This is a genomic window from Pantoea sp. EKM103V (genome assembly GCF_011800365.1).
Classification (GTDB): domain Bacteria; phylum Pseudomonadota; class Gammaproteobacteria; order Enterobacterales; family Enterobacteriaceae; genus Pantoea; species Pantoea anthophila.
Genome location: NZ_JAALFQ010000002.1, coordinates 266,274 through 287,462 on the forward strand (window position 1 = coordinate 266,274; position 21,189 = coordinate 287,462).

Below are 21,189 nucleotides of genomic sequence, written 5' to 3' on the forward strand. Positions count from 1 at the left end.
ACTCTGCTTCAGAAAGGGAAAACCGGCACCCGCCAGAAGCGGATGCCGGAGAGGACCGTTAACGTCGGGCGTAAGCGGCGGCGTTACCACCGGCCAGAATACCAAAGATGATGATATCGGCGACGGCGTTCCCGCCGATACGGTTCGCGCCGTGGATACCGCCAACCACCTCACCACAGGCCCAGGCACCGTTGATCACCTGTTTCTGAGTGTCCAGCACCGCTGTCGTGGTGTCGATGGTCACGCCCCCCATGGTGTGGTGAACACCCGGTGCGATACGAATCGCGTAGAAGGGACCTTCACTCAGCGGGTGACGCAGCGCGGTCTGACGACCAAAATCTTCATCTTTCTGCTGGATAACAAAGTTGTTGTAACGGGCCAGTGTCGCTTCCAGGGTGTGATGTTCGCCCATGTTAAGTTTCACCGCCAGCTCCGCCACGGTAGGCGCGCTGATGACAAAGCCTTTAGCGATATACTCGTCGGCCGCTTTGTTATTCATCCGCACCTGTTCGTCAAACACAATCCAGGCGCTCTTCTCAGGCAGGGCGATAATCTGCGCCGAGACTTTGTCGCGGGTTTCCATTTCATTATAGAAGCGCTTGCCCGCCTGGCTGACCAGGATAGCCCCGCCGCCGCGAATGGATTCAGAGACCAGATAAGAGGTGGTCTGCTCCACCGTTGGGTGAATCTGGATCTCGCCCATATCCACCGTGCCCGCGCCGATTTTCTCCAGCATCGCAATCCCGCTGCCGGTAGCGCCTTTGTGGTTAGTGGTGACAAAGCCATCGAGTTCAGGCCGGTATTTCACCACCAGCTCGCGGTTGGCACTGAATCCGCCGGTCGCCACAATCACGCTTTTCGCGTAGAGGATGCGGCTGTCGTTGTATTCATCGACCACCTTCACACCGGTGACTGCGCCATTTTCATACAGGATTTCTGCGACTGAGGTCTCCAGCAGGACTTCGATGTTACGGCTGTTGATGTTTTTCACCAGACCGCTGATCAGGAAGCCCCCCACCGCGGAACGGTCAGCCGGACGGTGCGTCCGGTCAATGCTCATCCCGCCGGTAATGGTGATGTCGTTGAGTTCGATTCCGTGGTTAGCCAGCCATTCGATCGCTTCCGGCGCCAGATCCACAAACTCACGCAGCAGCACCGGGTTATTTTTGAACTGACCGCCCTTCAGCGTCTCCTCATAGAACAGCTCTTTGCTGTCCTCGATGCCTTTGAGTTTCTGGAAGCGGGTTTCGGCAGCATTCATACCGACCGACGCCTTGATGGTGTTACCCCCGATGGTCGGCATCTTCTCGATGATGACGACGCGAGAGCCCTCGTCGTGCGCCTGAATTGCCGCAGCCAGACCTGCCCCGCCACTGCCGACAATCACCACATCGTAATTCTGCGGTGCATTCGGGTTGCCCCCCTCTTCAATCACATGCGCTTTGCTGGAAGTGGTCATGGCGCGTGAAACCGCTTTTTTCAGCGCCTCACTCTGGGTGGTTGCGCCGGTAATGGCATCCACGTGCGGGCTGTTTGCTACCAGAATGCGGTTACGCAGGCTTTCAAACGTGGTGGTGAAATCGACATCCAGGGTGTCATCCGGCACCAGTGAAATGTCGGTGATACGGTCCGTGTCGAGCGTCACGTTGATTTTCAGCTTCAGCGCTTCTGCTTCCACTTTTTCCTGATAAACGCCCGCTTTGTATTTACGGCCCGATTCGCTCATGTCGCGGATCATCGCGTCGACCAGCGAGAAGCGCCACAGCGGTTCCGGGATCTGCAGCTCTTCGCGTTTGTTGCTGTCGATGTAGAGTTCAAGGTGCTCGTTGTTGATGATCCGGTCAGCCCAGTTCGGGTAGGCGATACAGGCTTTACCAATCGCCACCAGATCGTAGCCTTTTTCCAGCGCCATCTCGGCATCGGCTCGGTTTACAACGCCGCCGACGCCAATCACCGGCACTTTTGCCAGTTCAGGCGACCGCATGGCGAGGTACTTCTCGATCAGCGGCGTCGGGTCCTGGGTATCCACAATCGACGGACGCAGCAGCTGGCCCACAGAGAAGTGGACATAATCCAGGCCACGCGCGGCCAGTTTTTCCAGCAGATAGAGGGTGTCGTCAAAGCGAATGCCGGGCACTTCGATCTCTTCAGGCGAGAAGCGATAGCCGATGATGAAAGAGTTGTGGGCGAAGCGTTCCGCCATCTTGTGGGTGATTTCCAGCACTTCCAGCGGGAAGCGGGCGCGGTTGTCGCGGCTGCCGCCCCACTTGTCATCGCGCTGGTTAGAGTTGGGTGAATAGAACTGCTGGATCAGATAGGTATTGGCGCCATGAATTTCCACACCATCGAAACCCGCCTTGATTGCACGGTTCACCGCATCACCAAATTTGGTGATCATGGTGTCGACTTCTTCTGCGCTGAGCGCCAGCGGTTTGGTGGCACCTTCACGCGGCGCCGCGATGGCGCTCGGCGCAACCGGGGTTTTCCCGCCAATCAGCTCCGGCTCGACCATACGGCCGCCGTGATAGATCTGTAAAATGGCGGTAGAACCTTCAGATTTGATCGCGTCCGCAATACGTTTCAGACCGGGGATTTTATTGTCGCTGTCGATGGCAATGGCACCCGGAAAGGCCGGGCCGCGGTTATCGATAAAGCAGCACTCGACAATCACGGTTCCGATGCTGCCTGCCCGTGCGCGATAGTATTCAACCAGTTCACTGGTGACCGTGCCGTCATAGAAACCGGTACAGGTGGTCATCGGGGCCATCACCAGTCGGTTTTTTAACACGGCGCCATTTGGCAGGGTCAGTGGATTAAGGATGGGAGTGAGTGTATTCATTGCGATAAACTCCAAGATTTAAAAGTCTGGAAATTTTTTAGCGGACGCAAATTATCGCTTAATTAAGTGGTCCGATGTCATGCTGTTAATATACGCCTTTCTTTGCTTACGTAAGCGATAAATTTACTTATTTAACTTTTAAAGCATCTGGAGTTTTTATTTGCTGAATGGCGGAACTAAAGTTATATTTATTGTTAATCAAGGGTAACCAAAAATCAACCATTTGTTTACATTGAAATAAATTCATTCATTATCATAAAGTTATGTGATAACCTCCTGCTTTTCCGCCCTGCTCATTTGTTGACCCGCTTCACAAAATTGTCAGAATGCCGGTGGCAGAAATATAAATAGAAAATAAATGTTAAAAAATCGCGGATAATGAATTAATTTCTTTGATCTGGATCAAAATTTATATTTGCAGAAATCACATCATATTTACAGGCTTTTAAAAATGCTGCTCAATCCTCAGGCAGCGGATTAAAAAAATCAGTGCATCGCGGTTTATTCACACTATCAAGAATAAGAACGAAATTCATCAGTGAAGGTCCGGGGCGCAAATCGTATTCTTCTTAACTTGCAGATAAAACACTATGAAAACACTCTCAGCTGTAACTGAACCCCCAAAAGCCGCACCTGCGGGCGCGGGTAAAAAGAAAGCGATCATGCTGGCTCTGCCGGTGCTGGTGGCCGTGCTGCTGTTGCTGGTGCCGACACCTGCGGGCCTTGAACCCTATGCCTGGCACTTCTTCGCCATCTTCGTCGGCGTCATCGTCGGCCTGATCTTTGAACCTCTGCCCGGCGCCGTGATCGGCCTGACGGGCGTTGTCGTCATCGCGCTGTTCAGTCAGTTCCTGCTTTTCAGCCCGGCAGAGCTGGCTAATCCGAAATTCAAAGTCGCCAGTGAATCCTTTAAGTGGGCGGTCAGCGGTTTCGGTAACTCCACGGTCTGGCTGATCTTCGGTGCCTTTATGTTCGCCGCAGGGTATGACAAAACGCAGTTTGGTCGTCGCCTGGCGCTGATCCTGGTGAAATATCTGGGTCGCCGCAGCCTGACGCTGGGTTATGCCATTACCTTTGCTGACCTGTTGCTGGCACCCTTTACCCCGTCGAACACCGCGCGTAGTGGCGGCACCATCTATCCGATTATCGCCAACCTGCCTCCGCTCTACGGCTCTAAACCGAATGACCCAAGCGCCCGCAAAATCGGTTCCTATCTGATGTGGGTCGCCATTACCGCCGCCTGTATCACCAGTTCAATGTTCCTCTCTGCACTGGCACCCAACCTGCTGGCCCTGGCGCTGGTGAAAAGCATCATCGGTTTTGATATCTCCTGGGGCATGTGGTTCCTGGCCTTCCTGCCGCTGGGTCTGCTGCTGATTCTGACCATGCCGCTGCTGGCTTACTGGTTCTATCCGCCTGAAGTCAAAATCAACGATGAAGTGCCAAAATGGGCGATGGCTGAACTGGAGAAACTGGGCAGACTGACCCGCAATGAGATCCTGCTGCTGGTGTTCGTGGTCTGCGCCCTGCTGATGTGGATCTTTGCGACCTCGTGGATTGAGCCAGCCCTGGCGGCACTGCTGGTCGTGGTCCTGATGTTGTGGACAGGGGTGCTCAGCTGGAACGACATCACCAGCAATAAACCCGCCTGGAATACCTTTGCCTGGTTCGCTACCCTGGTGGCGCTGGCGGACGGTCTGGCTCGCGTTGGTTTCATCACCTGGTTAGGTAAAGAAGGTGGCATGCTGCTGCAGGGCTATGACCCGCAGATTTCAGCCGTCGTCCTGTTAATCGCCTTCTTCCTGCTGCACTACCTGTTTGCCAGTACCACCGCGCACACCACCGCGCTGTTACCAGCCATGCTGACCATTGCCGCCTCGATTCCTGGCATCAATATGCCGGTCTTCTGCCTGATGCTCTGTACCTCTCTGGGTGTGATGGGCATCATCACCCCTTACGGCACCGGCCCAAGTCCGATTTACTACGGCAGCGGTTATCTGCCGACTAAAGACTACTGGCGTCTGGGTACCATCTTCGGCGCTATCTTCCTGGTCTCCATGATGGTGATTGCCTATCCGTGGATGGTGTGGATGTTCTGACGGATACAACATGCAGATCAACGCGTTATAAGATACCATTCCTGCACTTCCCCGCTGCACCCGCGGCGGGGAAGCATAATAAACGATTAATTCGCCTATGATGTTGCGCCCCGCAGCCTGCTCGCGGTGGTTCAGCCGGTCATTAAGTGAGAAAAAATGTCGAACAAACCTTTTGTCTATCAGAACCCTTTTCCGCTGTCCCACGAAGAAACCGAATACTATCTGCTGAGCCGTGAGCATGTCTCAGTCGCCGAATTTGAAGGTCAGGAGATCCTGAAAGTTGACCCGCAGGCGCTGACGCTGCTGGCTCAGCAGGCCTTCCACGACGCCTCTTTTATGCTGCGTCCGGCTCACCAGCAGCAGGTTGCCTCAATCCTTGCTGACCCGGAAGCCAGCGACAACGACAGATATGTTGCCCTGCAGTTTTTACGCAACTCTGAGATTGCCGCCAAAGGCGTGCTGCCAACCTGTCAGGATACCGGCACCGCCATCATCATGGGTAAAAAGGGTCAGCGCGTCTGGACCGGCGGCGGGGATGAGGCCGCGCTGTCGCAGGGTATCTATAACACTTACATCGAAGATAACCTGCGCTACTCCCAGAACGCCGCACTGGATATGTACAAAGAGGTGAACACCGGCACCAACCTGCCTGCGCAGATTGACCTCTACAGCGTGGATGGCGACGAGTACAAATTCCTCTGTATTGCCAAAGGGGGCGGCTCTGCCAACAAGACCTATCTCTATCAGGAGACCAAAGCGCTGCTGAGTCCCGGCAAGCTGAAAAATTACCTGGTGGATAAGATGCGCACCCTGGGCACGGCCGCCTGTCCGCCGTACCACATCGCATTTGTTATCGGTGGCACCTCAGCGGAAAGCACGCTGAAGACGGTTAAGCTCGCCTCGACCCACTACTATGATGGTCTGCCGACCGAAGGCAACGAACATGGTCAGGCATTCCGTGATGTGCAGCTGGAGCAGGAACTGCTGGAAGCCGCGCAGAAGCTGGGTCTGGGCGCACAGTTTGGCGGCAAATATTTCGCGCACGACATTCGCGTGATTCGCCTGCCGCGCCACGGTGCCTCCTGCCCGGTCGGCATGGGCGTATCCTGCTCCGCTGACCGTAACATCAAGGCGAAGATCAACCGCGAAGGCATCTGGATTGAGAAACTGGAAGCTAACCCGGGCCGACTGATCCCGGAAGCGCTGCGTCAGCAGGGCGAAGGTGAAGTCTTACAGGTTGATCTGAACCGTCCGATGGAGCAGATTCTGGCGCAGCTCTCCGCCTACCCGGTCTCTACCCGTCTGTCTCTGACCGGCACCATTATTGTGGCGCGTGATATTGCGCACGCGAAGCTCAAAGAGCGTATCGATAACGGTGAAGGGTTGCCGCAGTACATTAAGGATCATCCGGTCTATTACGCTGGCCCGGCCAAAACGCCTGAAGGCTACGCCTCCGGTTCACTCGGCCCGACCACCGCCGGACGTATGGACTCCTACGTGGATCTGCTGCAGGCACACGGCGGCAGTAAGATCATGCTGGCAAAAGGCAACCGCAGCCAGCAGGTGACGGATGCCTGTCAGAAGCATGGCGGCTTCTATCTCGGCAGCATTGGCGGCCCGGCAGCGGTGCTGGCGCAGCAGAGTATTAAGAGTCTGGAGTGCGTGGAGTATCCGGAGCTGGGGATGGAAGCGATCTGGAAGATTGAGGTCGAGAACTTCCCGGCCTTTATCCTGGTCGATGATAAAGGTAACGACTTCTTCCAGCATATTGAGCGCGCGCACTGCGCGAAATGTGTGAAGTAAGAGATGCGTTAAGTTATGAAAAAGCCCCGGAATCGGGGCTTTTTTCTGCAATGATCCCGGAAGGCATGCTGGCTGTGGTAGCGAGCCTGCGCAGGGAACGGGGTCAAAACCCACATGCAGCCCAGTCTGACAGCAACACCTCAGGTCAGGGCACAGGGAGCCCGGTCAGAAGAGGAAAGCGTCCCGCGCCAGGGACAAAAACGCAGGGAGCGTTTTTGAACAACGCAACGCGTTGGCCCGGCTACGGGCGCACCTCAGGGATGAGGTGCGTAATCGCGCGGGCCGAGCGGTCATGGATGACAGCTTTTGCGTCTTTCCGATCTGACCGGGCTCTCTGTGCAGGCTCGATCCCTGAGCCAGCAGAGCCTTTTTTTCTTGCTTAACGTCCTGCTGATAGTGGCATTAGCCACGCTGCAACCGCTGCAACGCCTCATCGATCGGGCTGTCGCCCTGAGTCAGTTCGATGATCTGATATTTAATGGCTGGCTGTTCGATCAGCCCGACCAGGGTTGCCGCCACATCTGCCCGCGGCACCACGCCATAGGGGATCGCCAGGTCGGCATGAATCCGTCCGCTGCCCGCTTCGTCAGTCAGCGTGCCAGGGCGCAGGATCACCCACTCCAGGCCGCTCGCCACCAGCTCAGCATCAGCCTGTCGTTTGACCCGCATGTAGTTCTCAAAACCCTCTGAAGGGGTTTTGCCGCGACCTGCATCGGGAAAAGCCGAAACCAGCATAAAGCGTGGAACATCTGCCTGCTCTGCTGCCGCCACGGCCAGTGTCAGCCCCTCACCATCAACGGCATTGGTCAGCGCGATTCCGGCACCACCGGCCCCCGCCGTAAACACCACGACATCATGCTCAGCCATCAGCTGTGCCAGTTCCGCCACGCTCAGCTGCTGAAGGTCGCCTGACACAGCCGTTGCGCCTGTTGCCTGCAACGTCTCAGCCTGCTCCGGTTTGCGGTGCAGTGCCGTTACCCTGTGCCCTTTGCTGCTCAGCTGACGGGTCAGCTGCTGACCCACCTTGCCCGCAGCCCCGATAATGAAACATCTCGCCATGGGTTCTGAACCTCCACTGAATGATCAAATATGCCGGAAACAAAACAGGCGCCGGATAGGGCGCCTGCAGGTTTTTTACTCAGGGATCACTTTTTCCGCTTTCAGCTTATCGAACAGCTGGGTGAAGGAGTCCAGCGTGCTACGGTAGCCGGTAAAGCCCGCTTTGCGGCTCTTACTCATGTCGGTAAAGGCTTCCATCGGACGTCCCAGATCGGCATCGGTGTGCCACCAGGAGGCGAGTTTATTGATATCCGCCTCACGCAGCTGATGCTTCTCTGCAATCGCCTGCCATGCGCTGGCGGCCTCATCCATCCGCCCTTCCAGCGGCATCATCTGCGCCGGATAGTCAGCGGCCTCAATACCAAAGTATTCTGCCAGTTTCGGCCACATCCAGTTCCAGCGGAAGACATCGCCGTTTACGGCGTTAAAGTCCTGATTAGCGGCATTGGGCGAGGTAGCAGCCCAGAGCAGCTGCTCAGCCAGCAGACCCGCATCGGTCATATCCGCCACACCGTTCCACTGCTCAGGCGAACCCGGGAAGATAAACGGCCAGCCCTTCTCTTTACACAGGGTGGCGTAAACGGCCAGCGTCTGCCCCATGTTCATCGCATTGCCTACCGCATAGCCGATGATGGTGTGCGGACGATGCACGCTCCAGCGATAGTCATACTTTTCAGCGCCCGCGAACAGTTCATCTTCCTGCGCGTAGTAGAAGTTATCAACCGGCTGACGGCCCTGCTCTTCGCGGAATGGCGTAACCGGCACCGCACCTTTACCGTAGGCTTCAAACGGGCCCAGATAGTGCTTCAGTCCGGTGACCAGCGCCACGTGAGAACCCTGCAGGCGATCGCCCAGTGCTTCGATCACGTTGCGCACCATGCCGCCGTTGACGCGGATATTCTCTTTTTCATTCTCCTGACGCGCCCAGACGCTGAAAAACAGCGCATCCGGTTTGACCGATTTCAGCGCGTCACGCACCGCATCGGCATCGGTCAGATCGGCAGTCAGGCTGGTCGCGCCCGCTGGCACGGCACCGCGGCCGCGTGACAGGCCGCTGACCTGCCAGCCTTCCTGCTGTAATTTGTCTGCCAGTGCGCGACCGATTACGCCGCTGATGCCCACAATCAAAGCGTGCTTTTTCATTTGATTTCTCCTCAATTTGCGTAATGCTAAGCCTAATAGAGAATTCAGTTCTTATCTCTGTCATTTATTCACATCATTCTCAACCTGAGTTCACGAATCGATGCACGATCATCGCCTGAAAGACATCCTGCCGTTTGTTGCCAGCGTCGAATGCGGCAGTTTCACCGCGGCGGCCGAACGTTTGCATGTCACCGGCTCGGCGGTCAGTAAAAGCCTCAGCCGGCTGGAAACACGCTTAGGCTCGCGCCTGCTGGAACGCACGACGCGCAGTCTGCAGCTGACCGACGCGGGCAGCGCCTATTACCAGACCTGCCTGCGGGTGCTGGAGGATCTGGCCGAAGCAGAAGCGGTGCTGGCGGCGCAGCGCACCATTCCTTCCGGCCGCCTGCGGCTGGCTGTGCCCACCACCTATGGCCGCCTTAACGTCATGCCGTTGCTGATGCCCTTTTGTCAGCAGCACCCCGAACTGGCGCTGAGCCTGAGTCTGTCCGATCGCTTTGTTGACCTGTTTGAAGAGGGGGTGGATGTCGCAGTACGGATTGGCGGGGCGCCTGACCTGCCTGCCTCACTGGGCTGGCGCAATATGGGTCGCGAGAAGATGCAGTTCTGTGCGTCACCCGCTTATCTGGCACGTGAGGGACGCCCGGAAGATGAGGCGGCGCTGCTGAATCACCCCGCCATCCTTTATGAGCGGGTAGATGGCAGCACCAAACCCTGGCTGTTTACTACTCAGGATGGGCAGGCGCACTGGCGGGAGGTGCCCTGGCGGCTGGCTGTCGGGGACGTTGATGCGCAGTTGCAGGCGGTTATCGCCGGGCTGGGTGTCGCACAGATGCCATCCTGGCTGATCCAGCGCGCCGTGGACGCGGGTGAACTCGACATTATTCTGCCGGAACTGCAGCCTGACGGGCTGACGCTGAGCGTGGTATGGCCACGGCGCAAACAGTTTCTGCCCAAAGTGGATGCGCTGCTGTCGGCGCTGAATGAACTGACCATCCGCTAATCTCTCTTCGTGCGCCAGGCGCGCCACCCTGCCAGCGTCGTGTCATAGCGAGGCCGGAACCCTGTGTCCGGCCTGCCGGGAGAATTACGGCGCCGTGATGACGATGGCCACACGGCGGTTCTGCGCCCGCCCCTGAGGAGTGCTGTTGCTGGCCACCGGGGCGCTCATGCCTAACCCGCGTGTGATGATATTCTCAGGGGGGATCGCCGCGCCCTGCGCCCACTGTGCCGCGACCGCGTTTGCCCTTTTCAGTGACAGCTGCTGGTTGTAATCCGGTTTGCCATAGTTGTCGGTGTGCCCGTCAATGCGCACATGCTCAATACCGGTTGAGGCCAGGTTTCTCGCCATCGTCTGAATGGTCGTTTTGCTGGCAGGGGTCAGTTCGGATTCGTTGATACCAAACAGGATTTTATCGGACAGGCCCAATCCCCAGCCCTCCATGTTCTGCGTAAAGCCGGCGCTTTTCATCGCAGCGATCTGCGCCTCACTGAAGCGCGCCGTCGACTGACAGCCCGCCAGCGCCATCACAAGTAATACCAGGGAAAATTTCATTCTCATCTTTTCGCCTTACCTGCTCGTTTATTCCTGTACATGTTCATATCGGCACGTTCGAGAATGGCCGCGACCGTGTCACCCTGCTGTGACCAGGCATAGCCAACGGTCACCGAGGTCGTTATCTGCGTATCCCCGGCAATCGTAATCGCCTGCGTGATAACCTCATGAATGCACTGCACCAGACGCTGAAGCTCCTCCTCACTGACGCGACTGCTCACCAGCATGGCAAACTCATCGCCCCCTAAGCGGGCAACCAGATCCTGATCGGCCGCCAGAGACAGGAGGCGTGAGCCTATCGCTTTTAAAACGTCATCGCCTGCGGCATGACCCCAGCTGTCGTTGATGCTCTTGAAACGGTCGCCATCCAGAAACAGCAGAGCAAAGCGCCCCTTCTCCTGCTGTCGATCCAGAAGCCGGGCGAGATGCGCCGTAAAGGCGCTGCGATTGGCCAGCCCGGTCAGCGGATCTTCCAGCGCTTTGGCCGCCAGCGAGCGATTGTCACGGATCAGCGAAGCCTTCAGCGACTGCATCTCCTTCAGCAGCGAATTGAGATCATCGGAGAACAGCTGAAACTCACTCGTCGGGCTGCCGGGTATGCGCAGGGAAAAATCACCCGAATGGATCACATAGTGAATGGAACTGGTAATGTTGCGCAGCGTCGCGACGATCCCCCGATGCAGGAAGGCGCTCAGCATCAGCGAGACAATCAGCACACACAGCATTCCGCTGGTCAGGATCAGGAAGGAGTAGCGAATAAATCGCATCGCGCCGGTCACGGTCCCTTCCAGCGTCAGTGTGCCGACCGTGACGTCAGCGTGATTGATGGCGACATTAAGCGGTTTGCTATACATCCACTCGCGTAACCAGCGTGAATACCAGCCCGTCGGTTCCTGCTGCGCATGCCAGCGAACCAGTTCAATATTATCCCGGGTGACGAGCTTTGCAGAGGCATAAAGACCCTGCTCACCGAGCTGTTCAATTTTATTACGCGCGTCGTAACTGTCGGCAAAAACGGTCGCGGCGGTCAGCGTCGTGCTGAGCGTGGAACCGATCAGTTCGAGATTACATTTCTCATAATTTTTAATGAAGAGCAGCGAGGTCGAGGAGAGCAGCAGCCAGCACAACAGTAATATTACCGCCGCATTGATTGTGCTTATTTTCTGCAGCTTATTACGTATTGATGATTTGTCGTTTCTTACTTTATCGAATTTCATATTATTCGACTCTCTGGCGGGAGAGCAAAAGCACATCCGGACTCACCCTGACGCCACTTCTGGCAAGTGAGTCAAGGTTAACGGAAAAAAGCGTTCGGTCCGGTTGAAATATCAGGCAAAAAGCGGCCCCCACGGTGCACTCCGGGCTGCTCTCTGCAAGGGTAAGCACCGCTCTGCCCTCTAGCTGCTGAATAGTTTTTGCCTGCTGCTGCGAGGTTTCCGCGCCAAAATAGAGTGCATCGCACCGGTGCGTCGCAAGCTGGCTGACAGTCGCTATATAGACAACGGTAAAGGTTGCAGCAGGCGAAGTAATATTTTCCGGCAGGGAGAGATGCCGTGCCGATGAAAAGACACATAACTGGGGCGGACTGTTCAGGCCGGGCCAGTGGCTGAAGCTGATAATTCCGCTGACGATACGATTGGCTTTGCCATCCCGTATTTCGCCATAAGCCAGATGAGGAATGAGCAGCAGCAGAATAATGAGTGTCAGGACGCTTCTGCAGACAGGGCGCAGGGAATGCAGCAAACAGGCATTCAGATAAAAAGGATATTTTACGGTCATACTGCGTTCCCGGAAATAGATCGCTCGGCAGGACGCCTGAATAAGCGCCGGGATATTAACACAGCGTTAATAAGAATTGTACCGGATGAATAATTAAACAGGGTGGTGGAAAACTATATTGTCTTTCTGTCACCGGGATTGTGACGCGATGCTGACCGGGATACGGACATCGCGTCAGACGTCAGACATAGCCCATCATTTTCAGCAGCGACTGCACCTGGTTCATCGCTTCACTGCGGTGAGACACGCCCAGCTTCTGATAGAGATTGCGGATATGGGTCTTGATGGTAGTGGAGGCCACAGCCAGCTCCCCGGCAATCTGATCGTTGCTGTAGCCCGAATAGATAAGCCCCAGCACCTGCCATTCACGCTGTGTCAGCGGACTGGTGCGGATCAGCTCCGGCACGTCAGGATGGTTGAGCAACCGGCTGACAAACCCCTCATCGAAATGGGCAAACTTGTGACGGTGATATTTGTTGATCTCCAGCAGAATGCGGCGGGCGCGATGGCTGTCCAGCTCATTCAGGGTATTCAGCTGAATCAACTGCCGCAGCTGTTGTGCCATCATCTCGCCTTCAATCACAAAGTGACTGATAAAACCGGTACTGCGCGCCAGCTTCAGCGCCTCGATCAGCACACGCTGCGCCTCCGCTTTGCGTTCAGTCTGCCAGTAGATCTGATTCAGCAGCAGCAGGTTGCGGTTCAGATCGCTCATCAGGCGCAGGGCGCGGGCATTCTCGTTCAGCTCTTCCAGCACTACTTCCGCCTGGCTGACATCACCCAGCAGGATCTGCGCACGGGCAATGTTGCGCCACTGCCCCTGCAGAAAATGGTTGTTGGCAAAGGCAGGTTTTGGCGTCTGGCGCATCCAGTCGCGTGCGTTCTGACTGTCGCCGGTCATCTGCCAGTAGATCACCCGGACCTTATCGGCATTGGCAATCCAGTCGCTGTGCCAGTTGCCGTTGTTCAGCAGGTTTTCCAGCCGGTTAAGATAGCTGCGGGCATTATCCAGATTTCCCCGCGCCAGCGAGCACTGCACCAGCAGGCCCAGACACTGGATCTGCTGCTGCGGCTGAAAACCGTTCAGTACGCTGATGCCGTCGCGGGCGGCCTGTTCCGCCTCTTCCAGCCGTCCCCAGGCCCACAGCAACTGAGCGCGAATGCGCAGCAAAAACTCATGCAGCGGGAACTGCGCCAGATGCTGCTCTACCACCAGCACAAAGGCGCGACTCTGGATCTCGTAGGCGGCCTGCAAAAAGCCCTGCGCAAACAGAATTTCGCTCTGCTGAATCAGGCTCCAGAGGGCGTAGTGCCACACCTCATCGCGGCGCGCCAGCTGCTCGGTCTGACGCATCAGCTTGAGGGAGTCCTCCAGCTCGCCTTTGCAATGCATCACTTCGCCATGCACCGACATCGCCACAATACGGCTGTAGTGACGATTGCCGGGCAGCGTGTCGAGCGCCACTTTTGCCAGTCGCTCCGCTTCGTCGATGTTGCCGTCGTTAATCGCTACCTGAGCGCGTAATGCATTAAATTCGCCGCGCAGCGCCGCGTCAATCTCGCAGCGGCTGGCCTGTTCAAAGCGTGCCAGCAGGCTGTCCACCTCGGAAAAGCGGTGCTGAGTCTGCATCAGCCAGGCCTGCAGCAGCACCAGCATCGGGTTGTCCAGCATCATCTCCCACGGCAGCGCCCTGAGGGAGTTCTCCAGCAGCGGCAGCTCACTCTGGTTGAACAGTGTCCAGGCGTGCTCCAGCAGCACGTCGCGCAGCATGCTGGCGTCGCCGGACGCCAGCGCATGATGAATCGCCTCGCCAGGGAAACCCTGCGCCATCCAGCTCTCAGCCGCCGCCCGGTGCAGCGCGGGCAGCTCCGCCGCCAGTTCCCACTGACAGCGCTGCCGCAGGAAATTACCGAACAGCGGGTGGTAACTGAACCAGCAGCCGGAGTCATCCATGCGCTGCAGGAACAGCCCCTGACGCTCGATCTCTTCAAGCCGCATCTGGCCGTTCTCTTCGCAGGTAACCCGGGCGATGAGTTCATCATTCATGGAGCGCAGCAGCGCGGTTTTCAGCAGGAAATGGCGGGTGGGGAGATCGACATGATCCAGGACCTCCTCCACCAGATAGTCAGAGAGGTGGCTGGCATTGATGCCGGAGAGACGACGGGCCGAATGCTGAGCCGAACTGGCTCCCTGCCGCGCCGACAGCACAATCAGCTGCAGCGCGGTCGCCCAGCCCGCCACATCGTCACATAACCGGCTGCTCTCTTCGCTCTCCAGCGGGGCCGCCAGACGACAGTCGAAGAATTGCCGCGCCTCCTGATGGGTAAACGCCAGCTGCTGACTGCCCAGTTCAATCAGTTGCTCGCGCACCCGCAGGTTGGCAATACCCAGCTGGGGCAGATTGCGCGACATCAGGATCAGCGTCAGATTTTCAGGCTGGTGACGCAGGAAAAAGCGCATCGCATCGTGGATCACCGGATTGGTGATGAGGTGGTAATCATCGACGATCAGCCACAGCGGCTGCTGCCACTCCACCAGCTCGATAAAGAGCTGTGAAAACAGGGCGTTAAGATTGACATACTGCCGCTTCTGCGCCAGCTGTTCGCTGCGCGGACAGCCACCGTGGGTGGCCTGCTGCAGGGCCGCAATCAGGTAATCGGCAAAACGCTCCGGCTGGTTGTCGCCCTCATCCAGAGAGACCCAGCCCAAATCGCTTTTCCCCGCCGCCCACTGTGACACCAGTGTGGTTTTGCCGTAGCCCGCCGGACTGGTGACCAGCACCAGACGATAGTTTCCGGCTGCGGTGAGCTTTTGCAGCAGGCGCTCACGGATGACGGTGCCATCAAGACGCACCGGGCGGCTGAGTTTAGCGGGTATTAACATGGGCGCGCGTATCTCCGTTTGTCGAGCGCAGCATTATTTTACGCTTCGTAATTATTCCTTACACAGGTTCAGCATTTCGTCAGATGAATGCAAGCAAACCCATTAATTAAACTTTACAAAAGTGTGCGCTATCACACTCCTGAACCGATTTCGGATTAGCCTCATCCTCTCCACCCTCCCTATCCTCCTGCGCTAATTCTGTTCAGGAGGAGGAGCGCCAGCTTTCGCGCGGGCACACTGTCGCCATATTGACCCCTTTTTCTGTTTTTCCAGGAGATCAACCATGACGACACAGCCCGAATTTAACCCGATTCAGTTCAACGCCGCCCTGACCCGTCAGTGGCAGCGTTTTGGCCTGCGCGAACCGCAGGAGATGACCCCGTCACAGTGGTGGCAGGCGCTCAGCGGTGCGCTGGCGGATATGCTGACCGCACAGCCAGGCGCCCCGGCACCCGCAACACAGCGCCACGTTAACTATCTGTCGATGGAGTTTCTGATTGGCCGTCTGACCGGTAACAACCTGCTGAATCTGGGCTGGTATGACGCGGTCAATGACGCGCTCTCTGCGTGGCATATTTCGCTGACTGACGTGCTGGAAAATGAGACGGATCCGGCGCTGGGTAACGGCGGGCTGGGGCGGCTGGCCGCCTGTTTTCTCGACTCTATGGCCAGTGTGGGCCAGCCTGCAACCGGCTATGGCCTCAACTATCAATATGGCCTGTTCCGCCAGCGCTTCGAACAGGGGGCGCAGCACGAAACGCCGGATGAGTGGCAGCGCGATCGTTACCCCTGGTTCAATCATAACGCGGCGCTTAACGTTCGGGTCGGACTCGGCGGCAAAGTGGTCACCACAGAAGGGCAGCCTCAGTGGCAACCGGCGTTTGAACTGGTGGGTGAGGCCTGGGATTTGCCGGTCGTTGGCTACCGGAATGGCATTACCCAGCCGCTGCGTTTGTGGCAGGCGAAACATGCTGAGCCGTTTAACCTCAATCGCTTCAACGACGGCGACTTTCTGCGCGCAGAGCAGCAGGGCATCGACGCTGAAAAACTGACGAAGGTGCTCTACCCCAATGACAATCATCAGAACGGTAAAAAACTGCGTCTGATGCAGCAATATTTTCAGTGCGCCTGTGCGCTGGCGGATATTCTGCGCCGCCATCATCAGGCCGGACGGTCAATTGAAACCCTGCCCGATCATGAAGTCATTCAGCTGAATGATACCCACCCTACGCTGGCGATCCCGGAGCTGATGCGTCTGCTGCTGGATGAGCACCAACTGAGCTGGGATCAGGCCTGGCAGATTACCCGCCACACTTTTGCCTACACCAACCACACGCTGATGCCGGAAGCGCTGGAGTGCTGGGATGTCCGGCTGGTACGCAGCCTGCTGCCGCGCCATATGATGATCATTAACACGCTCAACGCCCGGCTGAAAGCCGTGGTCTCAGCACGCTGGCCGGAGGATGAGGCGAAATGGGCGAAGCTGGCGCTGGTCCACAATAATCAGCTGCGGATGGCGAACCTCTGCGTCACCAGTGGTTTTGCGGTAAACGGGGTGGCCGCGCTGCATTCGAAACTGGTGGTGCAGGATCTCTTCCCGGAGTATCACCAGCTCTGGCCGGAGAAATTTCATAACGTGACCAACGGCATTACCCCGCGTCGCTGGATTAATCAGTGCAACCCGGCGCTGAGTGCCCTGATTACCCGAACCCTGAACACGCCCTGGCTGAACGATCTGGATGCGCTGCAGGGGCTGGAAACCTTTGCGGATGACGCCGCGTTCCGCGCCGAATACCACGCCATCAAGCAGCAGAACAAACAGGCGCTGGTCGGCTGGGTCAAAAACCGCACCGGCATTACGATCGATCCCACGGCGCTGTTCGACGTGCAGATTAAGCGCCTGCATGAGTACAAACGCCAGCATCTGAGCCTGCTGCATATCATCGCCCTGTGGCAGACGCTGGTGATCGATCCGCAGGCGAATCGTGTGCCGCGCGTGGTGCTGTTTGGCGCCAAAGCCGCGCCGGGTTACGCCCTGGCGAAGAACATCATCTATGCCATCAATAAAGTGGCTGAGGTGGTCAATCACGATCCCCGCATCGGTAACCGTCTGAAGGTGGTCTTTATCCCCGACTACAACGTCTCCGTCGCGGAACGGCTGATCCCGGCCGCCGATCTCTCCGAGCAGATCTCGACCGCCGGCAAAGAGGCTTCCGGCACCGGTAACATGAAACTGGCGCTGAACGGTGCCCTGACCATCGGCACCCTCGACGGCGCAAACGTTGAGATCGCTGAACAGGTTGGCAGTGACAACATCTTTATCTTTGGGCATACCGTTGAACAGGTCGTGGCGTTAAAAGCTGGCGGATATGATCCCGCTCTGTGGCGTAAAAAAGATCCGCAGCTTAACCAGGTGCTGCAGGCGCTGGAGGATGGCACCTTCAGCCAGGGCGATCGTCACGCCTTTGACGCGATGCTGCACAGTCTTGGCCCGGAGGGTGGCGACCCCTATCTGGTGCTGGCCGACTTCCAGCCCTATCTGGAGGCCCAGGCGCAGGTGGAAGCGCTCTGGAGCGATCAGGACGCCTGGACCCGTGCCACTATCCTGAATACCGCGCGCTGCGGGATGTTCAGCGCCGACCGCGCTATCCGCGATTACCAGCAGCGCATCTGGCAAGCGAAACGCTGAGGAACGCCATGAAAACGAATCTGGTTAAGGATGATTTTTCCGTGGCGGGTATCGCTGCGGAATATATTAACGCCCACGGCAGACCGCAGGCGATCCCGGCCCTGACCCGCCAGCGTCTGCTGGCGGTGATGCAGCCACCGCGTCAGCAGAGCACGCCGCTGCCGCCGGTGGTGATCTTTCGCAGCGGCGATCTGCTGAGCCTGTCCCCTCAGCTGACGCAGGATGCGCAATGGCAACTCACCCGTGAGGCGGGAGAAGTCACTTCGGGTCGCTGTCATCCCGCTCAGCCGCTGCATCTGCCGCCGCTGCCGGAAGGCTACCATCAGCTGACGCTGCAGCAGGGCGCCCGGCAATGGTCGTGCCGGATCATCATTGCTCCGCCCCGCTGCTATGAGCCGCCAGCGTTGCAGGCGGGGGAATCGCTGTGGGGAGCCTGTGTGCAGCTCTATACATTACGTTCGGCGGAGAACTGGGGCGTTGGCGACTTTGGCGATCTGCGCCGGATGCTGCCCGCTGTCGCGGCACACGGCGGCGCGTTTATCGGGCTGAATCCCATTCACGCGCTGTTTCCCTCCAGCCCGGAGAGTGCCAGTCCCTACAGCCCCTCCTCCCGGCGCTGGCTCAATGTCCTCTATATCGATGTGAATGCGGTCAGTGACTTCCGGCAGAGCAGCGCCGCCCAGGCCTGGTGGCAGCAGCCGGAGACACAGCAGGCGCTGACGCAGGCGCGCGCCGCGGAGTGGGTCGACTATGCGGCGGTCACCCGCCTGAAAATCACGGCGCTGAGCCTGGCATGGCCGCAGTTCAGCCAGCGTGAGGCCAGCGATCCTGAGGTGCAGGTATTCCACGCCTTTATCAAAGAGGGTGGCGTCAGTCTGCAGCATCAGGCGCTGTTTGATGCCCTGCACGCCGATCAGATTGCGCAGGATAGTCAGCGCTGGGGCTGGCCGGTGTGGCCGGAGGCGTTGCAGGACCCTGCCAGCCCGGCGGTGAAAACCTTTCTGCAGCAGCATGCCGATCAGGTGCGTTTCTGGCTCTGGTTGCAATGGCTGGCCGCGCAGCAGTTTGCGGAGTGCTGGCAGGGCTGCCAGCAGCAGGCAATGCCCATCGGCCTTTACCGCGATCTGGCGGTCGGGGTGGCCAAAGGAGGAGCCGAGACGTGGAGCGATCGCGACCTCTACTGCATGGAGGCCAGTATCGGAGCCCCGCCCGATATCCTCGGCCCGCGCGGTCAGGACTGGGGACTGCCGCCGATGGACCCGCAGGTGATGCAGCAGCGCGCCTGGGAGCCGTGGATTGCCCTGCTGCGCGCGAATATGCGCCACTGCGGCGCACTGCGCATCGATCATGTGATGGCGCTGATGCGGCTCTGGTGGATACCGGCCGGGGAACCGGCGATGCACGGAGCCTATGTTCACTATCCCATCGACGACCTGCTGGCGATTCTTGCGCTGGAGAGCCAGCGACATCGCTGCATGGTGATTGGGGAAGATCTCGGCACGGTGCCGGAGGCGATTGTCGATAAGCTGCGGGATGGCGGCGTTTACTCCTACAAGGTGCTCTGGTTTGAACAGACCTCCCCGTCGGGATTTCGTCCACCCGCCGCCTGGCCGCGGCAGGCGATGGCCGTCGCGACCACCCACGATCTCCCGACGCTGCGCGGCTGGTGGCAAAGCGACGACCTGACCACGGGCGCCCGGCTGGGCCTCTACCCGGACAAGGTGGTGCTGGCCGGGCTGTATCAGGATCGGCTGCGGGCAAAGCAGGCGCTGCTCAACAGCCTGCATCAGGTGGGCGCCCTGCCAAAACGGGCCGGACGGTCTGCCGGACGTACCGGGATGAGCAAGGCGCTGAACCGGGCGATGCAGCGCTATCTGGCGGACAGTCACAGCGCCCTGCTGGGTCTGCAACCGGAGGACTGGCTGGATATGGCCACGCCGGTCAATATCCCCGGCACCAGCGATGAATACCCGAACTGGCGACGCAAGCTGAGCGTCACGCTGGAGGCGCTGTTCAGCGATGCGGAAACCTGTGCACTGTTGCGGGATCTGACGGCGCGACGGAAGCAGTCAGCATGAATCAGGAAAGCTGAAATCAGCGCGGATCAGGGATGACCGCGCTGTATTGCATGAATAACGCTTTAACCTTAATGGCAGACAACGGCTCTTTCTCCTGACATTTCTGTTAGTTAGTCCGCTCACAGGTCATATCTCCCCTCATTCAACATTATTTCAATCCAAAAAAAGGTGCGCCGGAGCGCACCAGATGGGACAACATCCCTGGTGTCGGGGCAGTTTCACCCCTTGCCTTTAACACCACGGATAAAGGTTTGCCGGGCGGAGGTGGAACCCAGCCGTTCGGCTTCATCCAGCAGCTTCAGCGCTTTGTCGATATTGCCGCTGTTTATCGCCTGAGTGATCTGCTGATTAAAGTAGCGCTCAGTGTCACTCATGATCGGTTCTGCCGCTGTTTTCGTCGCTGGTAAAGGCGCGGCGGTGGCGGCAGGGGCCGAACGATAAGCGGGCGCAGGCGCAGTATTACCGACGGTGACCGGGCCGGGACCGGACGATCCAAACAGCGGCCCGACCAGAATGGAGGAGCCGGAACTGGTCTGCATTTTCAGTTTGAGGGTGCCCTCCCGGCTGTGGCTGGCGATAGGGTCGGGAATGTCCGGCACAGCATGGCCGGTGCCCTGCGCGTAGGCTTTAGCCGGATCGAGCAGGGTGGTGGTCTGGGTCAGATCGCTGTCGGTGGTGAACACCAGCAGGTAAATTTTTTGCTGGCCCAGCGCCGGGGTCAGTTTCATCACCCCTTCCAGCCTGTCTGCCGCCATCACGCCTGGCTTCTGGTAGGTAAAGTAGCGGCTGGGGAACCAGGCGGCGGGCCGCAGAGTTTCATCCAGTACCAGCACGTTAGGCGCAAAAACCTGCCCGTTGGCCACTTCACTGCTCAGCGTCAGCGTCAGTTCGCCGATATTTGCTGGCAGGCTGTAGGCCGCCACCGGTCCGGCAATGTGCGGCGCGTTGAGCGTCTGCCCGCTGCTGGCGAGTTTTGTCGTCTGGGTCTGTGAGGCGGCCAGCGGCTGCCAGCTCAGATGTTGCAGGGTTTCAGCAGGGACAACCGGGGCGGAGGTGAGATCCTGCGGCACCAGGTTGACGTCCGCCAGGGCGGGCAGGCTCTGTCCGGCCAGTAATGTTGCACTCAGGCAGAGTGCAGTCAGCGTCTTTTTCATTTTCATTATGCGTACCTTATTACAGGTCGCGGCATGCACCAGGCAATGGCACACCGCGACCAGAGAGATTCATCAGGCGTGCAGGCACGCCCGTCAGAAACGGTGCG

The 21,189-nt window shown here is 58.1% G+C and carries 14 protein-coding genes; 6 read left to right on the forward strand and 8 right to left on the reverse strand.

Features of this window, described 5'->3' with window-relative positions; genetic code table 11:
• Positions 1–58: 58 nt before the first annotated feature.
• Positions 59–2,839: a flavocytochrome c gene (locus HFD97_RS07610; protein WP_167431693.1), complete on the reverse strand. Its 2,781-nt coding sequence runs from the start codon at positions 2,837–2,839 to the stop codon at positions 59–61.
• A gap of 590 nt (positions 2,840–3,429) precedes the next feature.
• Between HFD97_RS07610 and HFD97_RS07615 the strand changes: the two genes are divergently transcribed.
• Together HFD97_RS07615 and fumA are read left to right on the forward strand one after the other, a co-directional pair.
• Positions 3,430–4,938 (forward strand): DASS family sodium-coupled anion symporter, encoded by a 1,509-nt coding sequence (locus HFD97_RS07615; RefSeq protein ID WP_033736769.1) that lies wholly within the window; start codon positions 3,430–3,432, stop codon positions 4,936–4,938.
• Positions 4,939–5,094: 156 nt separating this feature from the next.
• Positions 5,095–6,741, forward strand: a complete 1,647-nt coding sequence (gene fumA / locus HFD97_RS07620; RefSeq protein ID WP_140029216.1) for a class I fumarate hydratase FumA — start codon at positions 5,095–5,097, stop codon at positions 6,739–6,741.
• Between the two features lie 402 nt (positions 6,742–7,143).
• On the opposite strand, the gene HFD97_RS07625 is transcribed toward fumA, so the two are convergent.
• Entirely contained in the window at positions 7,144–7,800 is a 657-nt protein-coding gene (locus tag HFD97_RS07625; protein ID WP_167431694.1) for an SDR family oxidoreductase, read from the reverse strand.
• A 75-nt stretch (positions 7,801–7,875) separates the two neighbouring features.
• Positions 7,876–8,943, reverse strand: a complete 1,068-nt coding sequence (locus tag HFD97_RS07630) for an SDR family oxidoreductase (protein ID WP_046102918.1) — start codon at positions 8,941–8,943, stop codon at positions 7,876–7,878.
• A gap of 100 nt (positions 8,944–9,043) precedes the next feature.
• Between HFD97_RS07630 and HFD97_RS07635 the strand changes: the two genes are divergently transcribed.
• Positions 9,044–9,946, forward strand: coding sequence for a LysR family transcriptional regulator (locus HFD97_RS07635; protein ID WP_009093037.1), 903 nt, complete (start codon positions 9,044–9,046; stop codon positions 9,944–9,946).
• 84 nt (positions 9,947–10,030) lie between these two features.
• Here the strand turns inward: HFD97_RS07635 and HFD97_RS07640 are convergent, their stop codons facing one another.
• From HFD97_RS07640 to HFD97_RS07650, 3 genes are read right to left on the reverse strand one after another with little or no spacing between them, the layout of a single operon-like run.
• Positions 10,031–10,504 (reverse strand): OmpA family protein, encoded by a 474-nt coding sequence (locus HFD97_RS07640; RefSeq protein ID WP_140029219.1) that lies wholly within the window; start codon positions 10,502–10,504, stop codon positions 10,031–10,033.
• A complete protein-coding gene (locus HFD97_RS07645; protein ID WP_111207147.1) occupies positions 10,501–11,715 on the reverse strand; it encodes a diguanylate cyclase domain-containing protein in 1,215 nt (404 codons plus the stop codon). The genes HFD97_RS07640 and HFD97_RS07645 overlap by 4 nt, the downstream gene beginning before the upstream one ends.
• 1 nt (position 11,716) lies before the next feature.
• Positions 11,717–12,205, reverse strand: coding sequence for a YfiR family protein (locus HFD97_RS07650; protein ID WP_244319781.1), 489 nt, complete (start codon positions 12,203–12,205; stop codon positions 11,717–11,719).
• Between HFD97_RS07650 and HFD97_RS22335 the strand changes: the two genes are divergently transcribed.
• Complete coding sequence (locus HFD97_RS22335) at positions 12,101–12,370, forward strand: hypothetical protein (protein ID WP_244319787.1); 270 nt, start codon at positions 12,101–12,103, stop codon at positions 12,368–12,370. The genes HFD97_RS07650 and HFD97_RS22335 overlap by 105 nt on opposite strands.
• An 88-nt stretch (positions 12,371–12,458) precedes the next feature.
• Here HFD97_RS22335 and malT read toward each other — a convergent pair whose 3' ends face one another.
• The gene (malT, locus tag HFD97_RS07655; RefSeq protein WP_167431696.1) at positions 12,459–15,161 is read right to left on the reverse strand and encodes an HTH-type transcriptional regulator MalT; all 2,703 of its coding nucleotides are present in this window, start codon (positions 15,159–15,161) and stop codon (positions 12,459–12,461) included.
• A 283-nt stretch (positions 15,162–15,444) separates the two neighbouring features.
• Between malT and malP the strand changes: the two genes are divergently transcribed.
• Positions 15,445–17,850: a maltodextrin phosphorylase gene (gene malP / locus HFD97_RS07660; protein WP_167431697.1), complete on the forward strand. Its 2,406-nt coding sequence runs from the start codon at positions 15,445–15,447 to the stop codon at positions 17,848–17,850.
• An 8-nt stretch (positions 17,851–17,858) separates the two neighbouring features.
• On the forward strand, positions 17,859–19,928 hold the full coding sequence (gene malQ / locus HFD97_RS07665; protein ID WP_167431698.1) for a 4-alpha-glucanotransferase: 2,070 nt from the start codon (positions 17,859–17,861) through the stop codon (positions 19,926–19,928).
• A 218-nt stretch (positions 19,929–20,146) separates the two neighbouring features.
• On the opposite strand, the gene malM is transcribed toward malQ, so the two are convergent.
• A complete protein-coding gene (malM, locus tag HFD97_RS07670; protein ID WP_150029011.1) occupies positions 20,147–21,088 on the reverse strand; it encodes a maltose operon protein MalM in 942 nt (313 codons plus the stop codon).
• Between the last annotated feature and the right edge of the window lie 101 nt (positions 21,089–21,189).